General features: G+C 72.1%; 15 protein-coding genes. 6 read left to right on the top strand and 9 right to left on the bottom strand.

The window, feature by feature from the left end:
* Nucleotides 1-46: 46 nt before the first annotated feature.
* Both ACZ46W_RS02170 and ACZ46W_RS02165 read left to right on the top strand, forming a co-directional pair.
* On the top strand, nucleotides 47-4,300 hold the full coding sequence (locus ACZ46W_RS02170; RefSeq protein WP_468329894.1) for a polymorphic toxin-type HINT domain-containing protein: 4,254 nt from the start codon (nucleotides 47-49) through the stop codon (nucleotides 4,298-4,300).
* A 138-nt stretch (nucleotides 4,301-4,438) separates the two neighbouring features.
* A complete protein-coding gene (locus ACZ46W_RS02165; RefSeq protein WP_468329891.1) occupies nucleotides 4,439-5,056 on the top strand; it encodes a hypothetical protein in 618 nt (205 codons plus the stop codon).
* On the opposite strand, the gene ACZ46W_RS02160 is transcribed toward ACZ46W_RS02165, so the two are convergent.
* Nucleotides 5,053-5,781, bottom strand: coding sequence for a gamma carbonic anhydrase family protein (locus tag ACZ46W_RS02160; protein WP_468329888.1), 729 nt, complete (start codon nucleotides 5,779-5,781; stop codon nucleotides 5,053-5,055). The genes ACZ46W_RS02165 and ACZ46W_RS02160 overlap by 4 nt on opposite strands.
* A gap of 45 nt (nucleotides 5,782-5,826) precedes the next feature.
* Nucleotides 5,827-6,570: a MerR family transcriptional regulator gene (locus ACZ46W_RS02155; protein WP_468329885.1), complete on the bottom strand. Its 744-nt coding sequence runs from the start codon at nucleotides 6,568-6,570 to the stop codon at nucleotides 5,827-5,829.
* A gap of 113 nt (nucleotides 6,571-6,683) precedes the next feature.
* Between ACZ46W_RS02155 and ACZ46W_RS02150 the strand changes: the two genes are divergently transcribed.
* Together ACZ46W_RS02150 and ACZ46W_RS02145 are read left to right on the top strand one after the other, a co-directional pair.
* Nucleotides 6,684-7,163, top strand: coding sequence for a macro domain-containing protein (locus ACZ46W_RS02150; protein ID WP_468329882.1), 480 nt, complete (start codon nucleotides 6,684-6,686; stop codon nucleotides 7,161-7,163).
* Nucleotides 7,164-7,250: 87 nt separating this feature from the next.
* Nucleotides 7,251-8,030 (top strand): GNAT family N-acetyltransferase, encoded by a 780-nt coding sequence (locus ACZ46W_RS02145; protein WP_468329879.1) that lies wholly within the window; start codon nucleotides 7,251-7,253, stop codon nucleotides 8,028-8,030.
* 33 nt (nucleotides 8,031-8,063) lie between these two features.
* Here the strand turns inward: ACZ46W_RS02145 and sph are convergent, their stop codons facing one another.
* A complete protein-coding gene (sph, locus tag ACZ46W_RS02140) occupies nucleotides 8,064-9,056 on the bottom strand; it encodes a sphingomyelin phosphodiesterase (protein ID WP_468329876.1) in 993 nt (330 codons plus the stop codon).
* Between the two features lie 143 nt (nucleotides 9,057-9,199).
* Here sph and ACZ46W_RS02135 point away from each other — a divergent pair, with 143 nt between their 5' ends.
* Nucleotides 9,200-10,111, top strand: coding sequence for an oxygenase MpaB family protein (locus tag ACZ46W_RS02135; protein ID WP_468329873.1), 912 nt, complete (start codon nucleotides 9,200-9,202; stop codon nucleotides 10,109-10,111).
* Here ACZ46W_RS02135 and ACZ46W_RS02130 read toward each other — a convergent pair.
* The 4 genes from ACZ46W_RS02130 to ACZ46W_RS02115 all read right to left on the bottom strand — a co-directional run bounded on the left by ACZ46W_RS02130 (nucleotide 10,065) and on the right by ACZ46W_RS02115 (nucleotide 14,793).
* Nucleotides 10,065-11,453, bottom strand: coding sequence for a GH1 family beta-glucosidase (locus tag ACZ46W_RS02130; RefSeq protein WP_468329870.1), 1,389 nt, complete (start codon nucleotides 11,451-11,453; stop codon nucleotides 10,065-10,067). The two genes, ACZ46W_RS02135 and ACZ46W_RS02130, sit on opposite strands and share 47 nt — an antisense overlap.
* A 46-nt stretch (nucleotides 11,454-11,499) precedes the next feature.
* Nucleotides 11,500-12,339, bottom strand: coding sequence for a carbohydrate ABC transporter permease (locus ACZ46W_RS02125; protein ID WP_366126197.1), 840 nt, complete (start codon nucleotides 12,337-12,339; stop codon nucleotides 11,500-11,502).
* Nucleotides 12,336-13,313 (bottom strand): carbohydrate ABC transporter permease, encoded by a 978-nt coding sequence (locus ACZ46W_RS02120; RefSeq protein ID WP_468329866.1) that lies wholly within the window; start codon nucleotides 13,311-13,313, stop codon nucleotides 12,336-12,338. The genes ACZ46W_RS02125 and ACZ46W_RS02120 overlap by 4 nt, the downstream gene beginning before the upstream one ends.
* Nucleotides 13,314-13,497: 184 nt before the next feature.
* Complete coding sequence (locus ACZ46W_RS02115) at nucleotides 13,498-14,793, bottom strand: ABC transporter substrate-binding protein (protein ID WP_468329863.1); 1,296 nt, start codon at nucleotides 14,791-14,793, stop codon at nucleotides 13,498-13,500.
* Nucleotides 14,794-15,042: 249 nt separating this feature from the next.
* Here ACZ46W_RS02115 and ACZ46W_RS02110 point away from each other — a divergent pair, with 249 nt between their 5' ends.
* Nucleotides 15,043-17,814, top strand: coding sequence for a glycosyl hydrolase (locus tag ACZ46W_RS02110; protein WP_468329860.1), 2,772 nt, complete (start codon nucleotides 15,043-15,045; stop codon nucleotides 17,812-17,814).
* Here the strand turns inward: ACZ46W_RS02110 and ACZ46W_RS02105 are convergent.
* Both ACZ46W_RS02105 and ACZ46W_RS02100 read right to left on the bottom strand, forming a co-directional pair.
* Nucleotides 17,811-18,869, bottom strand: a complete 1,059-nt coding sequence (locus ACZ46W_RS02105; protein WP_468329857.1) for a LacI family DNA-binding transcriptional regulator — start codon at nucleotides 18,867-18,869, stop codon at nucleotides 17,811-17,813. The two genes, ACZ46W_RS02110 and ACZ46W_RS02105, sit on opposite strands and share 4 nt — an antisense overlap.
* Before the next feature lie 141 nt (nucleotides 18,870-19,010).
* On the bottom strand, nucleotides 19,011-20,534 hold the full coding sequence (locus tag ACZ46W_RS02100; protein ID WP_468329854.1) for a M1 family metallopeptidase: 1,524 nt from the start codon (nucleotides 20,532-20,534) through the stop codon (nucleotides 19,011-19,013).
* Nucleotides 20,535-20,635: the final 101 nt, after the last annotated feature.

Raw genomic sequence — 20,635 nt, 5'->3', positions numbered from 1 at the left:
TCCCGTGTGGGGAAGATTCCGGCCCAGGGCCGGGAGAGGGCTGCGCGTGGGCGCAGCCGGGAGCCTGCGGAAAGCCGTGTCGGCGGCGGTCGTCGTGGCAGTGCTGGGCACCGTCACGGGCGAGGCCGCTGCCGCGACTTCCGTACGTGAGGAGAAGGCGTCGCTGTCGCGGACGCTGGAGTCGCTGGACCGACTGGCGGCGGAGCTGAAGCCGAAGACCGGCGCCACGGCGCCCGCCGCGAAGTCCGAGCTCGACCGCATCAGCGACGAGCGGGACCGGCAGTTGGTCGAGGACTTCGCGGAGTTCGACGAGGAGGAAGAGGTCCGCGAGGCCGCGAAGAAGGCGCTGGCGAGCACCGATCCGAACGCGATCCGGGAGTTCCTGGAGCGCGGCGAGGCCGAGGCCCGCCAGCGCGCCAAGGACAAGCGCGCCGGCGCCGACGTGGAGAACCGGCGGAAGATCGAGCAACTGCGCGGCACCGGCGGTCCGTTCTTCAACTCCGAGGTCGAGCGGGTTCTGAAGGGCACGGCACAGGACCGCGCCGACTTCCTGGCCTTCGGCGCGGACATCGCCAAGCAGCGCGACGAGGCCGACAAGCAGAACGCCGCCAAGCGGGCGGAGGAGAACCGCAAGCGCGTCGCGATGCTGGCCTCGGTGGGCGGCCCCGCGGTGAAGCGCGCCGCGCAGGCCGCGCTGGACTCCAAGGACGACGCGGTGATCGCGCAGTTCCTGGAGAAGGGCTACCAGGTCGCGGCGCAGCAGGACGCCGACGACCGGGCCGCGCACGAGAAGGCGCAGAAGGAGGCCCTGGAGGCCGCGGAGAAGCTCCGCGAGCTGGCCCGCAAGGCCGCCGTCGCCGCCGAGGCCCGCACCAAGCTGATCGCCGCGCACGGCGACGCCGTCAAGGCGCTGAAGAACGCCTCCAACGCCATGTCGTCGGCAGCGGCGGCCGCACGCGAGGCGGACCGGATGCTGGCGGCCGACCGGGCCGGCAAGCGCCTGTCGGACTACGACCCGGTCAAGACCGAGGTGTCGCGTCAGGTCGGGTACGCCGAGGACGCCGCCAAGGCGGCGCAGGTCGCGGCCGCCCAGGCCAAGGTGCAGGCCGACGTGCTGGTGGAGACGGGTCTGGAGCACGGCACCCAGTGGTCCGAGGTCGCCACGGGCATCGCGGCGGCGGCGGATGCCGCCGCCAAGGCGAGCCGGACGGCGCAGCAGGCGGTGGACGCCACCGCCGCCGACGCCGCCGGCCTGAACGCCAAGAACCAGGCCGAACTGCACGAGCAGCAGGCGAAGAAGTGGCGGGCGAACGCCGAGGAGCACGCCCGTGCCGCCGCCCGGATGGCCGCGGCCGCCGAGACGCAGGCGAAGATCGCCGCCACCGCCGCGGCGCGTGCCAAGACGGCGCGGCTCGCCGCGGAGCAGGCCGAGCGCGAGGCGTGGGAGCACGCCCGCAAGACCCGCGAGGCCCGCGTCGAGGCGGAGCACCAGGCGAAGGTGGCGGCCGAGCAGCGCGTCATCGCGGAGCGCGAGCGCGACCTCGCCGCGGCGGCCCGGGTCCGTGCCGAGCGCGAGCGGGACATCGCCGCGGCGGCGCGTGCGCGCGCCGAGGCCGAGGCCCGTACCGCCTCCGCCGCCCGTGCGCAGGCGCAGGCGGCTGCCGCGACGGCCGCGGCCGCCCGTGCGGACGCCGCCCGCCAGGACGGCATCGCCGCCGAGGCGGACCGCAAGGCGCAGGCCGAGGAGGTCAACGCCCGCAACGCCCGCAACGCCGCGTTCGCGGCCGAGCAGCGGCACGCGGCGCAGGAGGCCCGGGCCCGGGCGACCGAGGCGATCGCCGCCTCGGGCCGCGGCACGATCGACGCGGGTGTGGCCCGCGCCGCCGCCGACGCCGCGCGCGCCGACGCCAACACGGCGGGCGCGGCGGCCGGTCAGGCCCGCAGCGCCGCCGACACCGCCAGCGGGGCGGCCGTTCGGGCGCGTTCCGCCGCGACGGAGGCCGCGGGTGCGGCCGCCCGGGCGCGTGCCGCGGCCGCCCAGGCCACCGCGCACGCCGCTCGCGCGAACGAGGCGGCGAACAAGGCCGAGGCGGCGGCTGCCGCCGCCAACGCCGCGGCGAACCGGGCGGAGGCGCAGGCGGCCCTCACGCACGCGGCTGCCCAGCGCGCCAACCAGAAGGCCGCGGAGGCCACGGCGCAGGAGGCCCGCGCCGGCATCGCCGCGCACGAGGCCGCCCGTCTCGCCGGGCTCGCCGCCATGGAGGCGAACAACTCCCTCCAGGCCGCGAACCGGACCAAGGAGGAAGCGCAGGGCGCCGTCCGCGAGGCGGCCATGGCGCGGGTCCAGTCCACGATCGCCGTCACGGCGGCCGCAGCGGCCCGTGGCACGGCCGCCGGCATCGCCGAGCCGGCCAACACGGCCATCGCGCTGACCGCGCCGTTCGCCGGCAAGGACGTCGACGCCGACTTCGCCGCGGCGGTCGCCGCCGCCGCGGAGCAGATGGGTGCGGAGCAGGTCGCCTCGGCCGAGGCGAAGGCAGCGGAGGCCGTGAAGGCCGCCGAGGCGGCGGAAGCCGCCGCCAAGCGGGCGAACGCCCAGGTCGCTCCGGCGTTCAAGGCCGCCGCGGACGCGGCCCGGTCGTCGGCGAACGCCGCGCGCTCCGCCGCGGCGGCGATGAAGTCGGCGGCGCAGGCCGCCGAGGAGGGTGCCAAGGCCCGCTCGGCCGCGGCACGCGCCAACCAGGCCGACGCGCAGGCTCAGGCCGACGCCAAGCTGGCCCGTCAGGCCGCCAACCAGGCCTATGGGGACGCTGCCGCGGCCCGCAACGCCGCCAACCAGGCGGAGGCGGAAGCGGCCCGTGCCCGGGGTGCCGCCGCCGAGGCCGACAGCCACGCGGTCGCCGCGAACAGCGCCGCCGACCTGGCGGAGCACGAGGCGAGCGTCGCCCAGGGCGTTGCCACCCAGGCCGCGAAGGACGCCGCCGATGCGAACAAGTTCGCGGAGTCGGCCGAAGGCCACGCCAAGGCGGCGGAAGCGGCGGCCAAGAACGCCAACACGTACGCCCGCGAGGCGGACGAGGCGGCGAAGAAGGCCGAGGAGTACCAGCGAGAGCAGGAGCGCAAGGCCCGCGAGGCGGCGGCCAAGGCGGCCGCGACCAAGGGCGAGACCCGGAAGCTGACCCAGGACGAGATCGACGCGCTGGAGCTCGAAGGCATCTCGCCGGAGGAGTACGAGAAGGCGCGCAAGCTCGCGGAGAAGGACCTCGCCGACTTCCTCATCGAGAACGGCGGTCAGATCATCGTCGACCTCCTCTTCGAGGACATCAAGAAGTGCTTCACCGAGGGCAACTTCGAAAGCTGCTTCTGGGCCGTCGTCGGCAGCCTCCCCTGGGGCAAGGCGCTCAAGATCATCAAGGAGACGCCGGCGATCGCCAAGGCCCTCAGCCGCATCGTCGGTGGCCTTGACGACTTCCTCGACAAGTCCGCCGAGGCGAAGAAGCTGATCGCGAAGAGCGAGGAGATCCTCGAGGAGATCGCCAAGGCGTGCAAGGTGGGGGAGAACCCCAAGAACAGCTTCGCCCCGGGCACTCCGGTCCTCATGGCCGATGGCACGCGCAAGCCGATCGAGGCCGTCCGGGTCGGGGACCAGGTCATGGCGACCGACCCCGAAACCGGCAGGACCGAGGGCCGCGCCGTGTCCCATCTGATCGTCGGCGAGGGCAGCAAGAGCCTGCGGGCGCTCACCATCGACACCGATGGTGCGGCCGGTGATGCCACGGGCACCATCACGGCCACGGACGGGCACCCGTTCTGGGTCGCCGACCGGCGCGCCTGGGTGGACGCCGAGGACCTCAAGGCCGGTGACCGGTTGCGCTCACCTCGGGGTGAGCTCCAGGAGCTCCTCGGCGTTCGCGCCTGGACCGCGTCCATGCGGGTGCACAACCTGACGGTCGACGGCTTCCACACGTACTACGTGGGCGCCGGCGCCACGTCGGTCCTCGTGCACAACGCGAAGAAGCCCATCTGCGGGCCCGGCGATGTGCCCAACATCGTCCACGACGGCGTGGACGACATCCTCAACAACGGGCGTCCGCAGCGACTCGACGAGAACGGCAACCCGGACTTCTTCACGGTGCGCCCCACCACTCCCGGGGCGATCGCCAGGAAATGGGGCGGGGCCAAGATCTACGACATTCCTGGCGGCGGGAACAGTTACCGTGTCCTGATCAATCGTTACGGTGACATCGGCTGGGTTGTCAACCACAACTACGACAGAATCCTGCCGTACTTCCCCCGTTAGCAACCCGTTCGACCGGAGGGAAAGAATTCGGTGAGCTCCGATCGGACCGGCCCCTTCAGCCGGTCCGATCGGAGCTCTTCCGCTTCCTTCCTGCCCTATATGATTGCGTGACCAAGTGAGACGAGAAGGGGGTGTGCAATGACCGAAGAGCAGTTGGCGGAATTGCTGGCACAAGCGGGACTTCGATTCCGTGGCGTGGATCGAACACTCGGGACATTGCCGGTGAAGGCGGCCTGGCTCAGTGTGAGCTGCCGACGCGAGGACGGGCGACGTGACCTGGTCGTCCCGAGGGACGATGCGCAGTTGCTCGCCAAGGCCAACACCGCCTGGTCTCAATTGGCGACGGAATCCGGGCTCCTCGGGGGAGAAGAGCGAGAATTTCTGCTGGGTGTCGACTTCGCCGACCCGGAAGCGTCCCCGATCCTCCGATGGGTGAGAGTCCAACTGATGGAGGATTGGGATGTGATGGGGGCGGGAGTGGAATCGGGCCTCCTCGGCTCAGGGGCCTGCTGCCCGGAATTCGTCATGATGGCGCTCGATGAGACGGTCGTCCTGCGCGGAACGACATGGGACCAGCGGATCGGGGTACTCACCGTTCCCCACCCGGATCGGGTGGAGATGATCCGGACCTACGTCGAACGTCTCGCCGTCAACCCCAGGACCGAGCCGGCCGAGCGGGCCATCGCCGAGAATTGGCTCACGCGTCACCCAAGGGGCGTCTCCCGGGAGGAGGGGGAAGGAAGGCCACCGTCCTAGACGTCGCCGGGACGGTCGCCCCCATCCACCGGGTCGCCCCCATCCACCGGGTCGCCCCCATCCGCCGGACGGTCCTCCCGCACCGGCCGGTCGCCCCCATCCCCCGGGTCGCCCCCATCCACCGGACGGTCGTCCCGGTGCCGCCACAGCGCGCGCCCGTAGCGGCGTGAGACCTCCGGCATGAGCGACTCGCCCGTCCCCGGGCGGGCGAGGCCGAACACGTAGCCGGGGAAGTCGAGTTCCCGCTGCACGGCCCAGATCTCACCGTGGTCGTCCGGCGGGAACAACTGCCCCGGATCGCCCACGGCGACCCAGCCGATCGGCACGGTCGTCTCCTCGGGCAGCACCGTGCGCAGGTGGACCACGCCGTTGATCCGGACCTCGCAGCGGGCCCCGAGCCGCGCGCCGTTGAACGCGCGCGTGCCGGTGGCGAAGAAGACGTCGTCGGCCGCCTCGCAGCCGACCAGGTAGGCGCCGGGCCCCACGAGTACGTGCCGGCCCAGCCGCAGCGGGTCCTGCCGCGTGCCGCGCAGCACCGCGTTCTCCATCACGATGCAGCCCTCGCCCAGCTCCACCGGCCCGCCCTCGGCCGTCAGGACCGCGCCGAACAGGATCCGGCAGCCGGGACCGACCCGCACGTCGCCACAGAGCGTGGCGTTGGGCGCGACATAGGCGGTCGGGTCGACGGTGGGCGCGTGCCCCAAGTGCTCCAGCAGGATGGCCATGGCCCGCATGGTGCCATCTGCCGGCGAACCACGCGCGCAAGCGGCTCACTCCGCGCGGAACGCGGCGCGCAACTCCTCCTTCAGGGACCGCTGGAACGCGGTGACGAGTGCCTGGACCACCAGCGGCTGCATGTGGGCGGACAGCGACTTCATGGCCGCCACGTGCTCCGGGTCCGACTCCCGCTCCCGGTACGGTCCCCACACCTCGTCCCGGAACAGCCGCGTCATCTCGTGCGCGGCCGACCGGGTGTGCTCCACCAGGACCGTGCGCGCCGCCAGGATGGTCTCGTGCGCGATGGGCACGTCCAGCAGCCGCACGCCCAGCCGCAGCAGGCCCGGGTCCACCCGGAACGTGTCGTCCGGCCCCGTGCGGGCCAGTACGTCCATCGCGGCGAGCCGGTCCAGGTCCTCCTCGCCGAGCGCCCGCCCGGCGCGCCGCTCCAGCTCCGCGCGGGTCATCTCCTCCGGCGTGTCCGGCGCCCACGTCGCCACCAGGGCCCGGTGGATGGCCAGGTCGTCGGCGCTCAGGTCGGGCGGCAACTGCTCCAGGTACCGTTCGATCGCGGCGAGCGTCATGCCCTGGTGCTGGAGCTCCTCGATGAGCGCCAGCCGGGACAGGTGCTCCGGCCCGTAGTGCCCGACCCGGCGCGGCCCGATCACGGGCGGCGGCAGCAGGCCACGGGTGCTGTAGAACCGGATGGTCCGCACGGTGACGCCCGCCCGGGCGGCCAGCTCGTCGACGGTCAGCGTCGGCTGCTGCTCCTGGGGCTCGGTCGCCTCGGTCGCCATGCGTGGGGCCTCACTTCCGGCTGGTGCGCTGTCTCAGTACAACAGTATTGCTGTCTCACCATCGCTGTGAAAGTCGTGGGTGATTGTCAGTGGTCGCCCGTACCGTAGTTCGCATGACGGGGATCGTGTACGTACGGGGGGACGCCACCACGCCGGCCGGCAGAGGCGTCAAGATCATCGCGCATGTCTGCAACGACCTGGGCGGCTGGGGCAAGGGATTCGTGCTGGCCCTCTCCCGCCGCTGGCCGGAGCCCGAGGCCGCGTACCGCCGCTGGCACCGCGAGCGCGCCGGGAACGACTTCGGGCTGGGCGCCGTGCAGTGCGTCCAGGTGGGTCCGTATCTGTGGGTGGCCAACATGGTGGGCCAACGGGGGATACGGACGGGCAGCAAGGGGGTGCCCGTGCGGTACGAGGCGATCGACACCGCCCTGGCCTCGCTCGCCGACAAGGCCGCCGAGCTGGGCGCCTCCGTCCACATGCCGCGCATCGGCTGCGGGCTGTCGGGCGGGAAGTGGTCCCGCGTGGAGCCGCTCATAGCCGCACGGCTGCTCGCCCGGGGCATACCGGTGACGGTGTACGACCACGGCGACTGACCCGCTCGGCCGGCCGGGCCGGATGAGGCCGGGGGACACCCCGGAAACACGGTTGCCGCGCCGCCGCCGCCCTGCTGGGGTACCCGTATGGATTACGAGACGGTACTGGCGCTGTTCGACCGGCAGATGCGGCGGGACGCGGGGCCCGACGGGCCGGACTCCACCGTCGAACGGGTGGGGGACGTGGTGCGGCAGACCGGCCCGCCGCACGGGTGGAACGGGGTGCTGTGGTCGGACCTCGACGCCACGCGGGCGGACGAGGCGATCGCGGGGCAGGTGCGCCACTTCACCTCGCTCGGCCGGGCCTTCGAGTGGAAGCTCTACGCGCACGATCGCCCGGCCGACCTCGGCGAGCGGCTGCGGGCGGCCGGCTTCGTGGCCGAGCCGGGGGAGGCTCTGATGGTCGCCGAGACCGCCGGACTCGACGGCATCGGCACCGAGCCGCCCGAGGGCGTCGAGATCCGGGCGGTCACGGACCGGGCGGGGATCGAGCTGGTCACGGAGGTCCACGAGCGGGCGTTCGGCATGGACGCCGCGCCGCTGCGGCGCCGCCTGCTCGACCAGCTCGCCGCGCGGCCGGACACCGTGGCCGCCGTCGTCGCCCTGGCCGGCGGCCGGCCGGTGAGCTCGGCGCGCCTGGAGCTGCCGCCCGGGACCGCGTTCGCCGGCCTGTGGGGCGGCGGCACGGTGCCGGAGTGGCGCGGCAGGGGCATCTACCGGGCCCTGGTCGGGCACCGCGCCCGCCTCGCGGCCGGGCGCGGCTACCGCTACGTCCAGGTCGACGCCTCCGACCTGAGCCGCCCGCTCCTCCGGCGCCTCGGGTTCACCCGGCTCTCCACGACGACCCCGTACGTCTACGAGCCCTGAGCAGCCACCGGAAGCGGGCCCGCCCAGGCCGGCCTAGCGGCCTGCGGCGACGACCGGATAGTGATCGGAGAGGTTGGTGTACGTGTACTGCTTGCCCCAGCTCGACACCGTCCACGGGGCGCTCTGCTCCTTGATCACCTCGTTCGTCCAGCCCGCCGGCTTCACGTGACCGGCCCGGTGGAGGACGTAGTCGAGGTCCTCGCGCGGATCGTTCGGGTAGCGCTCGGCGGCGATCGAGTTGTCCCGGGTGTCGAAGGAGTACGGGTGGCCCGTGCGCGCGTCCGCACCGGCCAGGCCCGCGTCGGAGAGCATCGTGGCGTACTCGGCGCTGTGCGAGTCCACGTTGAAGTCACCCGCCACCAGCACCTGCTCCGACGCCGGGATGTTCTTGGCGTCCAGGAAGGCGTCCATCGCCTTGAACTGGCGGCTGCGCATCTGGGCCGCCTCGCCGCTGCCACAGCCCGGGTCGGTCGACTGGGCGTGCGTGCCCACCACGTGGACGCGGGAGCCGTTCACATCGAGCACGGCGTAGACGAAGCCCTTGTTGGAGTACCAGTCGGCGCCGCAGGCGTCCTTGTAGACGTACTGCTCCTTGCGGACGATCGGCCACTTGCTGAGCACCGTGACACCACCGTCCTCCGGCGTCGTGGCCGAGTACGCGCCGCTGGTGGCGTCCCACCCGTCCTTGCCGCGCCCCATCACCGGTGTCTGGTACGGGTACTGGGAGGCGGCGTTGCGCATGAGCGCGTCGGAGGCCCCGTTGTCGAACGCCTCCTGGAGTACCACCACGTCCTGGCCCCGGAAGAACGGCGCGGCCGGTATCTCCTTCGCCCGGTGGTCCTGCCCCCAGTTCGGGTAGAGGGTCTTGCTGAAGAGGAACGCGTTGTACGAGAGCACCTTCAGCGCGGGCGTCCCCGCCGCCTCGGGGGCCGCCGAGGCGGACGGGGCCGTCGCCGCCACGGCCACGGCGGCGAGCACGGTGGACAGGGCGGCGGACAGAGCGGTGCGCTTCGCGGATCGCGGCACGGAAACTCCAGACGGAAGTGGGGGGTTGGACATCGCGCGGCACATCAAATCAGCCCCGGTTACTTTCCGGTAGCCATCGTGTGCCGGGAATCTTGCGGACCCCGGACCACCACACCAACTTCTCCACGGCGGATACTGGGATCATGAGCACCTCGGCCACCGCGCACGATCCCGCACCGCCCCCGCCCGGCGGAGTGCTCTGGAGCCTCGCGGGCGACGTCCGGGGCCTGCTCATGCTGCCCGCCGCCCTCACCCTCCAGGTCGCCCACCCCGCCGTCGGCGCGGGCGTCGACGAGCACTCCGTCTTCCGCACCGACCCCTGGGGCCGCGGCGAGCGCTCCCTGCGCTCCCTCCAGCTCTGGGTGTACGGCGGCGAGGACGCCGCCCGGGAAGGGCGCCGGCTGCGCAAGCTCCACGCCACGATCCAGGGCACCGACACACGCGGCCGCCGCTACCACGCGCTCACCCCCGCGAACTACGCCTGGGTCCACGCCACCGGCTTCCCCGTCTACCAGCACGCCGCCCGCTACCTGATCCGGCCACTGACCGAGGCCCAGGAGCGCAAGCTGTACGCCGAATGGCTCCAGGTCGGCCGCGTCCTCGGCATCCACGACCGCGACATGCCCCAGACCGTCGAGGAGTTCTGGCCCTACTACCGCAAGATCCTCGCCGAGGAGATCGAGGCCACCGTCGTCGCACGCGAGCTCGTCGCCACCGACAGCCCCGTCCCCCCGCCCGACCGGGGCCCGCTGCCGCTGCGGCTCCTGCTCCGGCTCCTGTGGCCGGTGCTGCTCCCGCCGCTCGCCCGGTTCCGCCGCTTCGTCACCATCGGGCTGATGCCGCCGGACGCACGCGAGGCGATCGGCCTGGAGTGGACGGACGAGCAGGAGCGGGCGCTGCGCCGCTTCGGGCGGGTCGTCCGGGCCGTCGTTCCCGTACTCCCCGAGCGGCTCCGCTACCTCCCGCTCGCCCGCGAGGCGCGCAAGCGGTACCGCGAGCAGTCCCGGCTCAGCCGCGCGGGCCGGGGGGCACGCGCAGCCCGCCCCGTGCGATGACGTCCGCGTACCAGCGGGCGCTGTCCTTCGGCGTACGCCGCTGCGACGCGAAGTCCACGTGCACGATGCCGAACCGCTTGCCGTAGCCGTACGCCCACTCGAAGTTGTCCAGCAGCGACCACAGGAAGTAGCCGCGCACGTCCACCCCGTCCGCGAGCGCCCGGTGCACCGCCGCCAGATGCGCGTGCAGGTAGGCGACCCGCTCCGGGTCGTGGACCTCGCCCGACGGGTCGGCGTAGTCGTCGTACGCCGCGCCGTTCTCCGTCACCATCAGCGGCACCTCGGGCAGCTCGTCCCGCAGCTGGGTCAGCAGCTCGTACAGCCCGTCCGCGTCCACCGGCCAGTCCATCGCCGTCCGCGGACCCGGCGCCGGTACGAAACGAACGTGCGGCTCGGCGCCCGGCCACGGGGACGGCGCCCGGGACGTACCCGCCGCGACAACCGTGGGGGAGTAGTAGTTGATGCCGAGCGAGTCGACCGGCGTGGCGATCACCTCCAGATCGCCGTCCCGCACGAACGACCAGTCCGTCAACGCGGCCGTGTCCTGAACCAGGTCCGCCGGGAGACGGCCGTGGAAGACGGGGTCCAGGAAGATCCGATTGCCGAGCGCGTCCACGCGCCGCGCCGCGTCCCGGTCCTCCTCAGAGCCCGAAACGGCGCGCACCGCGTGCAGGTTCAGCGTCAGCGAGACCTCCGCCGACGGCGGCAGGGCCGCCCGCAGCACCTGAACGGCCCGCCCGTGCGCCAGGTTCAGGTGGTGCGCGGCACGCAGCGCGGCGACCGGGTCCGTACGGCCCGGGGCGTGCTCCCCCGAGGCGTACCCGAGGAACGCCGCGCACCACGGCTCGTTCAGCGTCGTCCACGTCGCCACCCGGTCGCCCAGGGCGCCCGCGACGAGCCCGGCGTACTCGGCGAACCGCTCGGCCGTCTCCCGCTGCGGCCAGCCACCGGCGTCTTCGAGCTCTTGGGGCAGGTCCCAGTGGTAGAGGGTGGCGACCGGCCGGATGTCGGCAGCCCGCAGCTCGTCGACGAGCCGGCGGTAGAAGTCCAGGCCCTTCTGGACCACCGGCCCCCGCCCCGTCGGCTGCACGCGCGGCCACGCGACCGAGAACCGGTAGTCCGTCACGCCCAGGTCCTTCATCAGGGCGACGTCCTCGGCCATCCGGTGGTAGTGGTCCGCGGCGATGTCACCGGTGTCGCCGTTGCGGACCCTGCCCGGCGTACGGCTGAAGGTGTCCCAGATGGACGGCGTGCGGCCGTCCTCGTCGGCGGCGCCCTCGATCTGGTACGCGGCCGTGGCCGTGCCCCAGCGGAACGCGGCCGGAAAGGCGAGCTCGGTCATGAGACTCCCAACGAAGGAGGGTGGAAGGAAGGGGGGGAGCGGGGCGTCAGCCCTTGACGGCGCCCTGCATGATGCCGCCGACGATCTGCCGGCCCAGCAGGCCGAAGACCAGCAGCACGGGGAGCGTGCCCAGCAGCGTGCCCGCCATGATCACGGACTGGTCGTGGACGTAACCGCCGCCGAGCTGGCGCAGCGCGACCTGCACGGTCGGGTTCTGCGAGGACAGCGCGACGATCGGCCAGAAGAAGTCGTTCCAGGCCGCCATGAACGTCAGCAGCCCCAGCACCGCCATCCCGGGCCGGGCGATCGGCACGACGATCGACCAGAAGATCCGCGCGCTCGACGCGCCATCCACCCGCGCCGCCTCGATCAGCTCGTCCGGCAGCGCCTGCACCAGGAACTGCCGCATGAAGAACACGCCGAACGCCGACACCAGACCGGGCAGGATGACCGACTGGAGCTGGTTCACCCACTCCAGCTCCGCGATCAGCATGAACAGCGGGATCACACCGAGCTGCGGCGGGATCATCATCGTCCCCACCGTGACCGCGAGCAGCGCGCCCCGGCCACGGAAGCGCAGCTTGGCGAAGGCGAACCCGGCGAGGGTGCAGCACAGCACCGTGCCCACGGTGATGGAACCCGACACGATCAGGGAGTTGAGCAGGGCCGTGCCGATGTCCGCCTCCTCCATCACCGCCTCGAAGTTCCGCATCAGGTTCGGGCCGGGGAGGAGGGACGGGGGCACCTTCGCCAGGTCGGCGTTGGAACGGCTGGCGGCGACGATCGTCCAGTAGAACGGGAAGGCCGACACCAGGACGGCGAGGACGAGGATCGCGTACGCCACCCTGCCGCCGTGCAGGGTGCGCCCGGCGCGGCGCGCGCTCATCGGCCGGCCTCCTTGCGGGAACGGCGGCGCGCGATCAGGGCGTTGACCCCGACCAGCACCAGGATCAACAGGAACATCACCCAGGCGATGGCGGCGGCCCGGCCCAGGTGGAAGAAGCCCCAGCCCTGCTCGTACATGTAGAGCCCGAGCGTCTGGTACTGGTGCGAGATGCCGCCCGACACCGACCCCTCGAACAGCAGCGGCTCACCGAAGAGCTGGGTGGCGCCGATCGTCGACACGACGGTGGTGAACACGATCGTCGGACGCAGGCCGGGCAGCGTGACGTGGAAGAACTGCCGCCGGCGCGACGCCCCGTCCATCTCCGCCGCCTCGTACAGCTCGCTCGGGATGGACTGCATGCCCGCGAGGTAGATCAGCGCGTTGTAGCCGGTCCAGCGCCAGATGACGATCGTCGACACGGCGATCTGGGAGGCGACCGTGTCCGTCTGCCAGTCCACCGGCCCGACGCCGACCAGCCCCAGCACGTAGTTGACCAGCCCGAAGTCCCGGCCGAAGAGCTGGGCGAAGACCAGCGTCGCGGCGGCGACCGAGGTGGCGTACGGGAGCAGCATCGCCGTACGGAAGAACGTCCGCCCGCGCAGTTTGTAGTTGAGCAGGTGGGCCAGGCCCAGCGCCATCACGAGCTGGGGGACCGTGGAGATGACCCCGATGGTGAACGTGTTGCGCAGCGAGATCCAGAAGAACTCGTCGGTGAAGAGCGCGGCGTAGTTGCCGAGCCCGCGCCACTCCATGTCGCCGGGCGTCTGGAGCTCCACGCGGTAGAGCGACACGAACGCCGTGTAGAGCAGCGGGAAGAGGCCGAAGGCGGCGAAGAGCGTGAAGAACGGGGCGAGGTACGCGTACGGCGAGAAGGCCCGCCACGCGCGGCGCACCCGGCTCGTGCCGTGTGCGGGGCCCGCCGGTGGGCTTGGCCGCCGTGCGGCTGCCGTTCCTTCCGGAGCGGTGAGGGTCACTGTGCGGCCCTTCGGGGTGGGTTGGAGACAGATGGGTCGGGTGGCGCGGTGGTGCGGTGGTGCGGTGGTGCGGTGGTGCGGTGGCGGGTGCCGGGGTCCGGCCGGCCCCCGCCGAACGCCCCGTCCGGGCGGGCTCCCCCGAAGGGCGCCGCCGCCCGGTACAGGCGACCACCAAGGGCCGGCGTCAGCCCGTGACGTTGTCGACGCCCTTCCTGGCGTTGGACCACGCCTTCTCCGGGGACGTGCCTTTTCGCTCGACTTCGCTGAGGGCGTTGGTGATCTGGTCGGCGACGTTCTTGTCGTGGACGCCCAGCACCTGGACCGGGGCGGCCTTGGCGGCGTCGCCGAAGATCCGGCCGATGGGGGCGCCGGAGAAGTACGGGTCCTTGGCGTCGGCGACCTTGGCGATGGCGCCCGTGGAGGAGGGGAAGTTGCCCTGCTTCTCGAAGAGCCTGGCCTGCTGCTCCGGTGCCGTCAGCCACTTGATCAGCTCGTAGGCCTCCTTCTTGTGCTTGGCCGCGCGCGGGACGCTCAGGTACGAGCCGCCCCAGTTGCCCGCTCCGCCCGGCAATTGGGCGATGTCCCACTTGCCCTTGCCGGCCTCACCGGCCTGGCCCTTGATGTACCCGAGCATCCAGGCCGGGCAGGGGATCGTGGCGAACGACCCGGCGGCGAACGCCTGGTTCCACTGCGGGGACCACTGGTCGAGCTTGGCGCTCAGGCCGTCCTCCGCGGCCCGCGTGGCGGTGTCCCAGGCGGTCTTGACGGCCGGGTTCGAGTCGTAGATGAGCTTGCCGGAGGCGTCGTAGTACCGCTCCTCCTCCTGGCCGATCATGATCGTGAAGAGGCTGCCCACGCTGTCCAGCCAGGCGCTCTTGGCGGGGGCCTTGGCCTTGTACTGCTTGCCGAGCTCCAGGTAGCCGTCCCAGGTGGCCCACTTCTTCGCCAGCTCGGCCCGGTCGGTGGGCAGCCCGGCCTGCTTGAACAGGTCGGTGCGGTAGCACATGGCCTCGGGCCCGACGTCCGTGCCGAGGCCGAGCACCCGGCCGTCCTTCGTCGTGGCCGCCGACCACTTGGCCTCGGCGAACTCGTTCTTCAGCTTGTCGGCGCCGTACCTGGTGAGGTCCTCGAACTTGTCCGCCTGCTGCTGGGTGACCGAGGCGATGCGGCCCACCTCGATGGCCTGGACGTCGGCGAGCCCGCCACCGCCGGCGAGCCGGGTCTGGAGGGACTTCCAGTAGTCCTGTTCGTCCTCGGTGTCCGTCTGCTTGATCTTGACCCCGGGGTGCAGCTTCTCGTACTCGGCGTAGAGCCCGGCCTCCTTGTAGCCGAAGGAGCCGAAGAGGTCGACGGTGAGCGTCACCGTGCCGTCCGACGCCTCGTCCGAGGCACCGGATCCGCAGGCGGCGAGCAGGGCCCCGGTGAGCGCGACCGCACCGAATCGGACGGCGGCCCTTCTGGCGGCTCGGGCGATGGGCATGGGAAGCCTCCTTGGCTTCGGCGGGGGAGCACGGGGGCGAGAGCGTGCTGAGAGCGCTCTCAGAACATGCGTCTGGAGCGTGCCCCGAGCGCCCTCTCCCCGTCAAGACTCGAACGCGTAACGGCCGCCCGCCCGGGCAACTGCCGGACGTGTCACCCGTATTGACAGCCATGTTTCAGGAGTTTTACGTTCCTGGGCACCTGAGAGCGCTCTCGCGGCGCTCTCCCGCCATCACTTCGAGGTGCCGACATGCCAACCCCCCGCACCCGACCAGCCGCCCTGTTCCTCGTCACCGCCCTGGCCGCCCTCGGCCTCGCCGCGACCACCACCGCCCCCGCCGTGGCCGCCACCGTCCCCGTCGGGGCCGGCAGCTACTCCGACACCCGTCCCCCCGGAACCTCCGGCCCCACCACCAACACCGGCACCCCCGTCAGCCCCAAGCTCACTCCCGCCGCCCAGGGCAAGCCGGTGCCCACCAACGACTGGTGGTCCTCGCTCGCCTTCCAGCGGTACGGCGACAACCCCTGGTCCACCCCCATGTACGGCCACCCGCTCACCTACCAGGCCACCGCCGCGGGCCTCGACATCGGCTACCCGACCACCCCCGCGATCGTCGGCGAGGGAAGACAGTACGAGTACGCCCACAGGCGCGACCTCACCCTGGGGCTCACCGGCCTCAACTCCCCGGACACCAAGGCCGACGCATGGTCCGACTGGACCGTCACCCCCTACTGGTCGGACGGCGCCCGCACGCTGCGCACGACCATCGGCCACGGCTCACCGTTCGTATACGCCAAGGGCACCGGCGGCGACGCCCGGATCACCACGGCGAGCGCCCCCACCGTCTTCGCCGACCAGGGCAACGTCCTCGGCATCACCGTCGCGGGCCACCACTACGCCCTCTTCGCCCCCACCGGCACCGACTGGACCGTCTCCGGCTCCACCCTCACGGCCGGGCTCGGCGGCAAGGACTACTTCTCGCTCGCCGTCCTGCCCTCGCCGGACGCGCTGGCCACGTACCGGAAGTACGCCTACAGCTTCGTCACCGGCTCCAAGGTCGCCTGGAGCTCCACCGGAGGTACGGTCAGGGCCACCTACACCGTCACCACCCAGCCGCAGGAAGGCACCCAGACCGGCACCCTCCAGGCGCTCTACCGTCACCAGTGGCTCAACACCACGGACCCGCTCACCCCGTACACGTACGTCTCGCCGCGCGGCACCATGAAGGTCCGCGAGTCCGCCACGTTCACCACCAGCCAGCGGGCCGCCGCCGTGCTGCCCGGGCTGCCGAAGTCCTCCGGAGTCGACCCGGCCCGGCTGCGCGGCTACCTGAACGAGGCCGCGAACGCAACCGACCCCTTCTCCGGCGCCACCGACACGTACTGGACCGGCAAGGCCCTCGGCCGCCTCGCCCAGCTCGTGCCCGTGGCCGACCAGATCGGCGAGACCGCGACCCGTGACAAGCTCCTCGGCCTGATGAAGGGACGGCTCCAGGACTGGTTCACGGCGGGCGGCGCGAACGAGTTCTCGTACGACAGGGCCTGGAAGACGCTGACCGGCTACCCCGCCTCGTACGGCAGCGACACCGAGCTCAACGACCACCACTTCCACTACTCGTACTACGTCTACGCGGCCGCGATCGTCGCCCAGTACGACCCGGCCTGGGCCGCCGACTCCGCGTGGGGCGGCATGGTCAAGACCCTCGTCCGCGACGCCGCCAACCCCAGCCGCACCGACACCGCCTTCCCCTTCCTGCGCGGCTTCGACGTGTACGCCGGTCATAGCTGGGCCTCCGGCCACCAGGGCTTCGCGGCCGGCAACAACCAGGAGTCGTCGTCCGAGTCCACCAACCTCAGCGCGGGGCTCGTGCTGTGGGGATCCGCGACGGGCGACACCGCACTGCGTGACCTGGGCGTATACCTGCTGACGACCGAGTCGGAGGCGATCGCGCAGTACTGGTTCGACGCCGACCAGCAGGTCTTCCCGTCCTCCTTCGGGCACGACACGGCCGGCATGGTGTGGGGGAGCGGCGCCGCCTACGCCACCTGGTGGACCGCCAACCCCGAGGAGATCCACGGCATCAACGTCCTCCCGGTGACCGGTGGTTCGCTGCACCTGGGCGGAGAGAAGGCCGCCATCCGCCGCAACATCGCCGAGATGGAGCGGGAGAACGGCGGCCCGGCCGTCGAATGGCGCGACATCCTGTGGGAGTTCCAGTCGCTGGCCGACCCCGGCGCCGCCAAGGCGAAGTGGGACGCGGGCCACGCCGCGTACACCCCGGAGGCGGGCGAGTCCAAGGCGCACACCTACCACTGGATCGGCACGCTGGACGCCCTCGGGGCGCCGGACGCGACCGTCACCGGTGACATCCCCACCTCGGCCGTCTTCACCAGGGGCACGGTACGGACGTACGCGGCCCACAACCACGGCTCCACCGCCCGGACCGTGACCTTCTCGGACGGTGCGAAGCTCACCGTCCCGGCGCGTTCGACCGCCACGGGAACGGGCAGCGGGGGCGGCGATCCCGATCCGGTCCCCGGGACCGGCGACACCTTCCAGCTCCGCACCGGCGGCACGCTCACCACGGCGACCGGCGCGGCGGCGGGCAGCGACACCATCGCCTCGGCGGGCGGCGCCAACCACGACGGCACCCCGCACCAGCCGCTGGTGTACGAGGCCAGGGGCGTCAACGGCACGCTGAGGGCGGGCGGCGCCACCGCCTTCCGGCTCCAGGTCGACGCCGGGACCACGGTCGGGCTCGGACAGCAGGCCCGCGTCAGCTACGACCTCACCGGCGACGGGACGTTCGAGCGGACGGAGACGTACCACTACTTCGCCACCGACCCGGTGGCCGGCTGGGAGGAGTACACCCAGGCGCGCGGGCTGAAGTCGGCGACCGGCGCGCTGGGCGACCTCAAGGGCGGCACCGTACGCCTGGAGGTGTGGCACGCCATCGGCAACGGCACGGCCGGGCTGCAGACCGGAACCGACCGGTCCGTGCTGGTCGTCCCGTACGACTAGGCGGACGCCCGTCGCACCAGTTCCGTAGGCGTGATCACCGAGCCCGGGGCGCTGCCCGCTCCGGGCTCGGTCTCCTGCGCGTTCAGCACGCGCATCAGCAGCCGGACCATCAGCCGGCCCATGCCCTCGATGTCCTGGCGGACCGTGGTCAGCGGCGGGTCGGTGGCCTCCGCGATGGACGTCATGTCGTCGAAGCCCACCAGCGCCACGTCCTCGGGCACCCGCAGTCCGCGCTCGCGCAGCACGCGCAGCGCGCCGGACGCCATCAGGTCGTTGGCGGCGAACACGGCGTCCAGGTCGGGCCGCTGGTCCAGCAGCTCCGCCATCGCGCGGGCCCCGCTCTCCTCCGTGAAGTCGCCCTGCGCGATCAGCCCGGGGCCGGCGTCCAGCAGGACGTCCCGGTAGCCGTCGATCCGGTCCATGGCGGACGTCTGGTCGGGCGGCCCGGCGATGTGCGCGACACGTTCACGGCCCAGCGACAGCAGGTGCCGTACGGCCTCCCGGGCGCCGCCCCGGTTGTCGCAGTCCACGTACGGCACGGAGAGGCCGGCCGTCGCCCCCGGCCAGCCGGGCCGCCCGCCGAACACCGCCGGCACCTGCGTCCGCCGGATGATGGAGGGCAGCTCGTCGTCGTTGTGCACCGAGAAGGCGAGCGCGCCGTCGACATGGCCGCCGCCCAGGTACCGGGCGATCCGGTCGTACTCGCCGGGCCCCTCCACCCACAGCAGCACGAGCTGGGAGTCGTGCGCGGTCAGTTCCCGGCTGATGCCCCGCACCTGCTGCTCGAAGAACGGGTCGGAGAACACCCGGAACTCCGGCTCCGCGATGATCACCGCCACCGCGCCGTTGCGCCGGGTCACCAGGGTGCGGGCCGCGTGGTTGGGGATGTAGCCGAGCTCCTCGACCGCCCGGCGCACCTTCTCCACCAGTGGCAGGCGGACCCCCGCGCCGCCGTTCACCACGCGCGAGACCGTCGCCCGCGAGACCCCGGCGCGGGCCGCGACGGCCTCCAGGGTGGGGCGGGAGCCGGGGGCCGGATCGGGCTTGGGGGACAAGGGTGCTCCTCGGCGGCGCGGCGAAACCTGTGTACAGGAGCAGGGTAGCCGGTCGGCGGATCTTCTGAGAGCGCTCTCTCCAGTCGCTACGGGAACGCCGCCGCCCCGGCCCGAGGGGGCGGCGGCACCCGGGCACAACGATCAGTGGCCGTGGTCGCCGTGCTCGTCGTGGTCGTGGATCGTGTTCGTCGCGGCGATCTTCTTCCACGACTTCGGCTGAACCGGTCCGGCCGCCGCGCGAGAGCGCGCCGCGATCCGCGACTCGGCCGCCGTCGGTGCGGCCGGCTTCGACGGCTGGTACAGCCAGGTGTCGAAGAGCCCCGCGAGCGGCTTGCCCGAGACGCGCTCGGCGTACTTCACGAAGTCGGACACCTTGGCGTTGCCGTACGCGTGCTCGGTCGGCCAGCCCTTCAGGATGGCGAAGAAGTCCTCGTCGCCGATCTCGTTGCGCAGCGCCTGGAGGGCCAGTGCGCCCCGGTCGTAGACGGCGATGTCGAACTGCTTGTCGGGACCCGGGTCGCCCGGCTTGACCGTCCAGAACGGGTCGTCGGCCGCCCGCGTGGCGTACACGTAGTCCGCCAGCTCCTGCGCCGTGCCCTCGCCCTCCTTCTCCGACCACAGCCACTGGCTGTAGCGGGCGAAGCCCTCGTTGATCCAGATGTCCTTCCAGCCGTCGACCGACACGCTGTCGCCGTACCACTGGTGCGCCAGCTCGTGCACGACCACCGAGACGTTCGCGCCGCCCGCGAACTGGCGCGGGCTGTAGAACGGCCGCGTCTGCGTCTCCAGCGCGTAACCGCTGGTCACGTTGGGGACGTAACCGCCGAGCGCGTTGAAGGGGTACGGCCCGAAGACCTCCTCCAGCCACTCCGCGACCTCGGCCGTGCGCTCGATGCTGGCCCGCGCCGCCCCCGCGTTGTCACCGAGGTCCTTGCTGTACGCGTTGAGGACGGGCAGGCCCTTGTCGGTCTTGTCCGTCGTGATGTCGAACTTGCCGACCGCGAGCGTGGCGAGGTACGTCGCCTGCGGCTTGTTGGAGCGCCAGTTGAAACGCGTCCAGCCCAGCCGCGAGGACTGCGACGTCAGGACGCCGTTGCTGATGGCCTGCGTCCCGTCCGGCACGGAGACCGATACGTCGAACGTCGCCTTGTCCAGCGGGTGGTCGTTGGACGGGAACCACCACACGGCCGAGTCCGGCTCCTGCGCCGCGACACCGCCGTCGGGGGTGCGGTGCCAGGCGGTCCAGCCGCCGATCTTCAGCTCGGACGGCTTGCCCGCGTAGCGCACGACGACCGATATCGCCCGGTTCTTCTCCAGTGGAGCGGCCGGGGTGACCTCCAGCTCGTGCTCGCCGGTGGCGGTGAACTTCGCCTTCTTGCCGTTCACCCGCACCTCGCTGACCTTGAGGCCGAGATCCAGGTTGAACCGGGACAGGTTCTGCGTGGTGGTGGCGATGAGCGTCGCCGTGCCCTCCAGCAGGTCCGTCTTCGGCTGGTACTTCAGGCGCAGGTCGTAGTGCGACACGTCGTATCCGCCGTTGCCGCTGGCCGGGTAGTACGGGTCGCCGATGCCCGGTGCGCCCGGGGCGTAGTCGGCCGCCGATGCCGGGATCGCCAGCAGCAGCGAGGCCGCGAGTGCGCTCGGGACGATCAGTCTGCGGTGCACGTCAAGCTCTCCAAGTCGTATGGACGGAAGATCCCTTGAAGGCTATTCAGCCCCTCGCGCCTCAGTCATGTCCATGGCCCCACCTGTCACACGATCGCCAT

It is taken from the genome of Streptomyces sp. NPDC031064 (assembly GCF_055570965.1).
The sequence above is the reverse complement of the archived record's forward strand: the minus strand, read 5'-3'. Positions and strand labels throughout refer to the sequence as shown.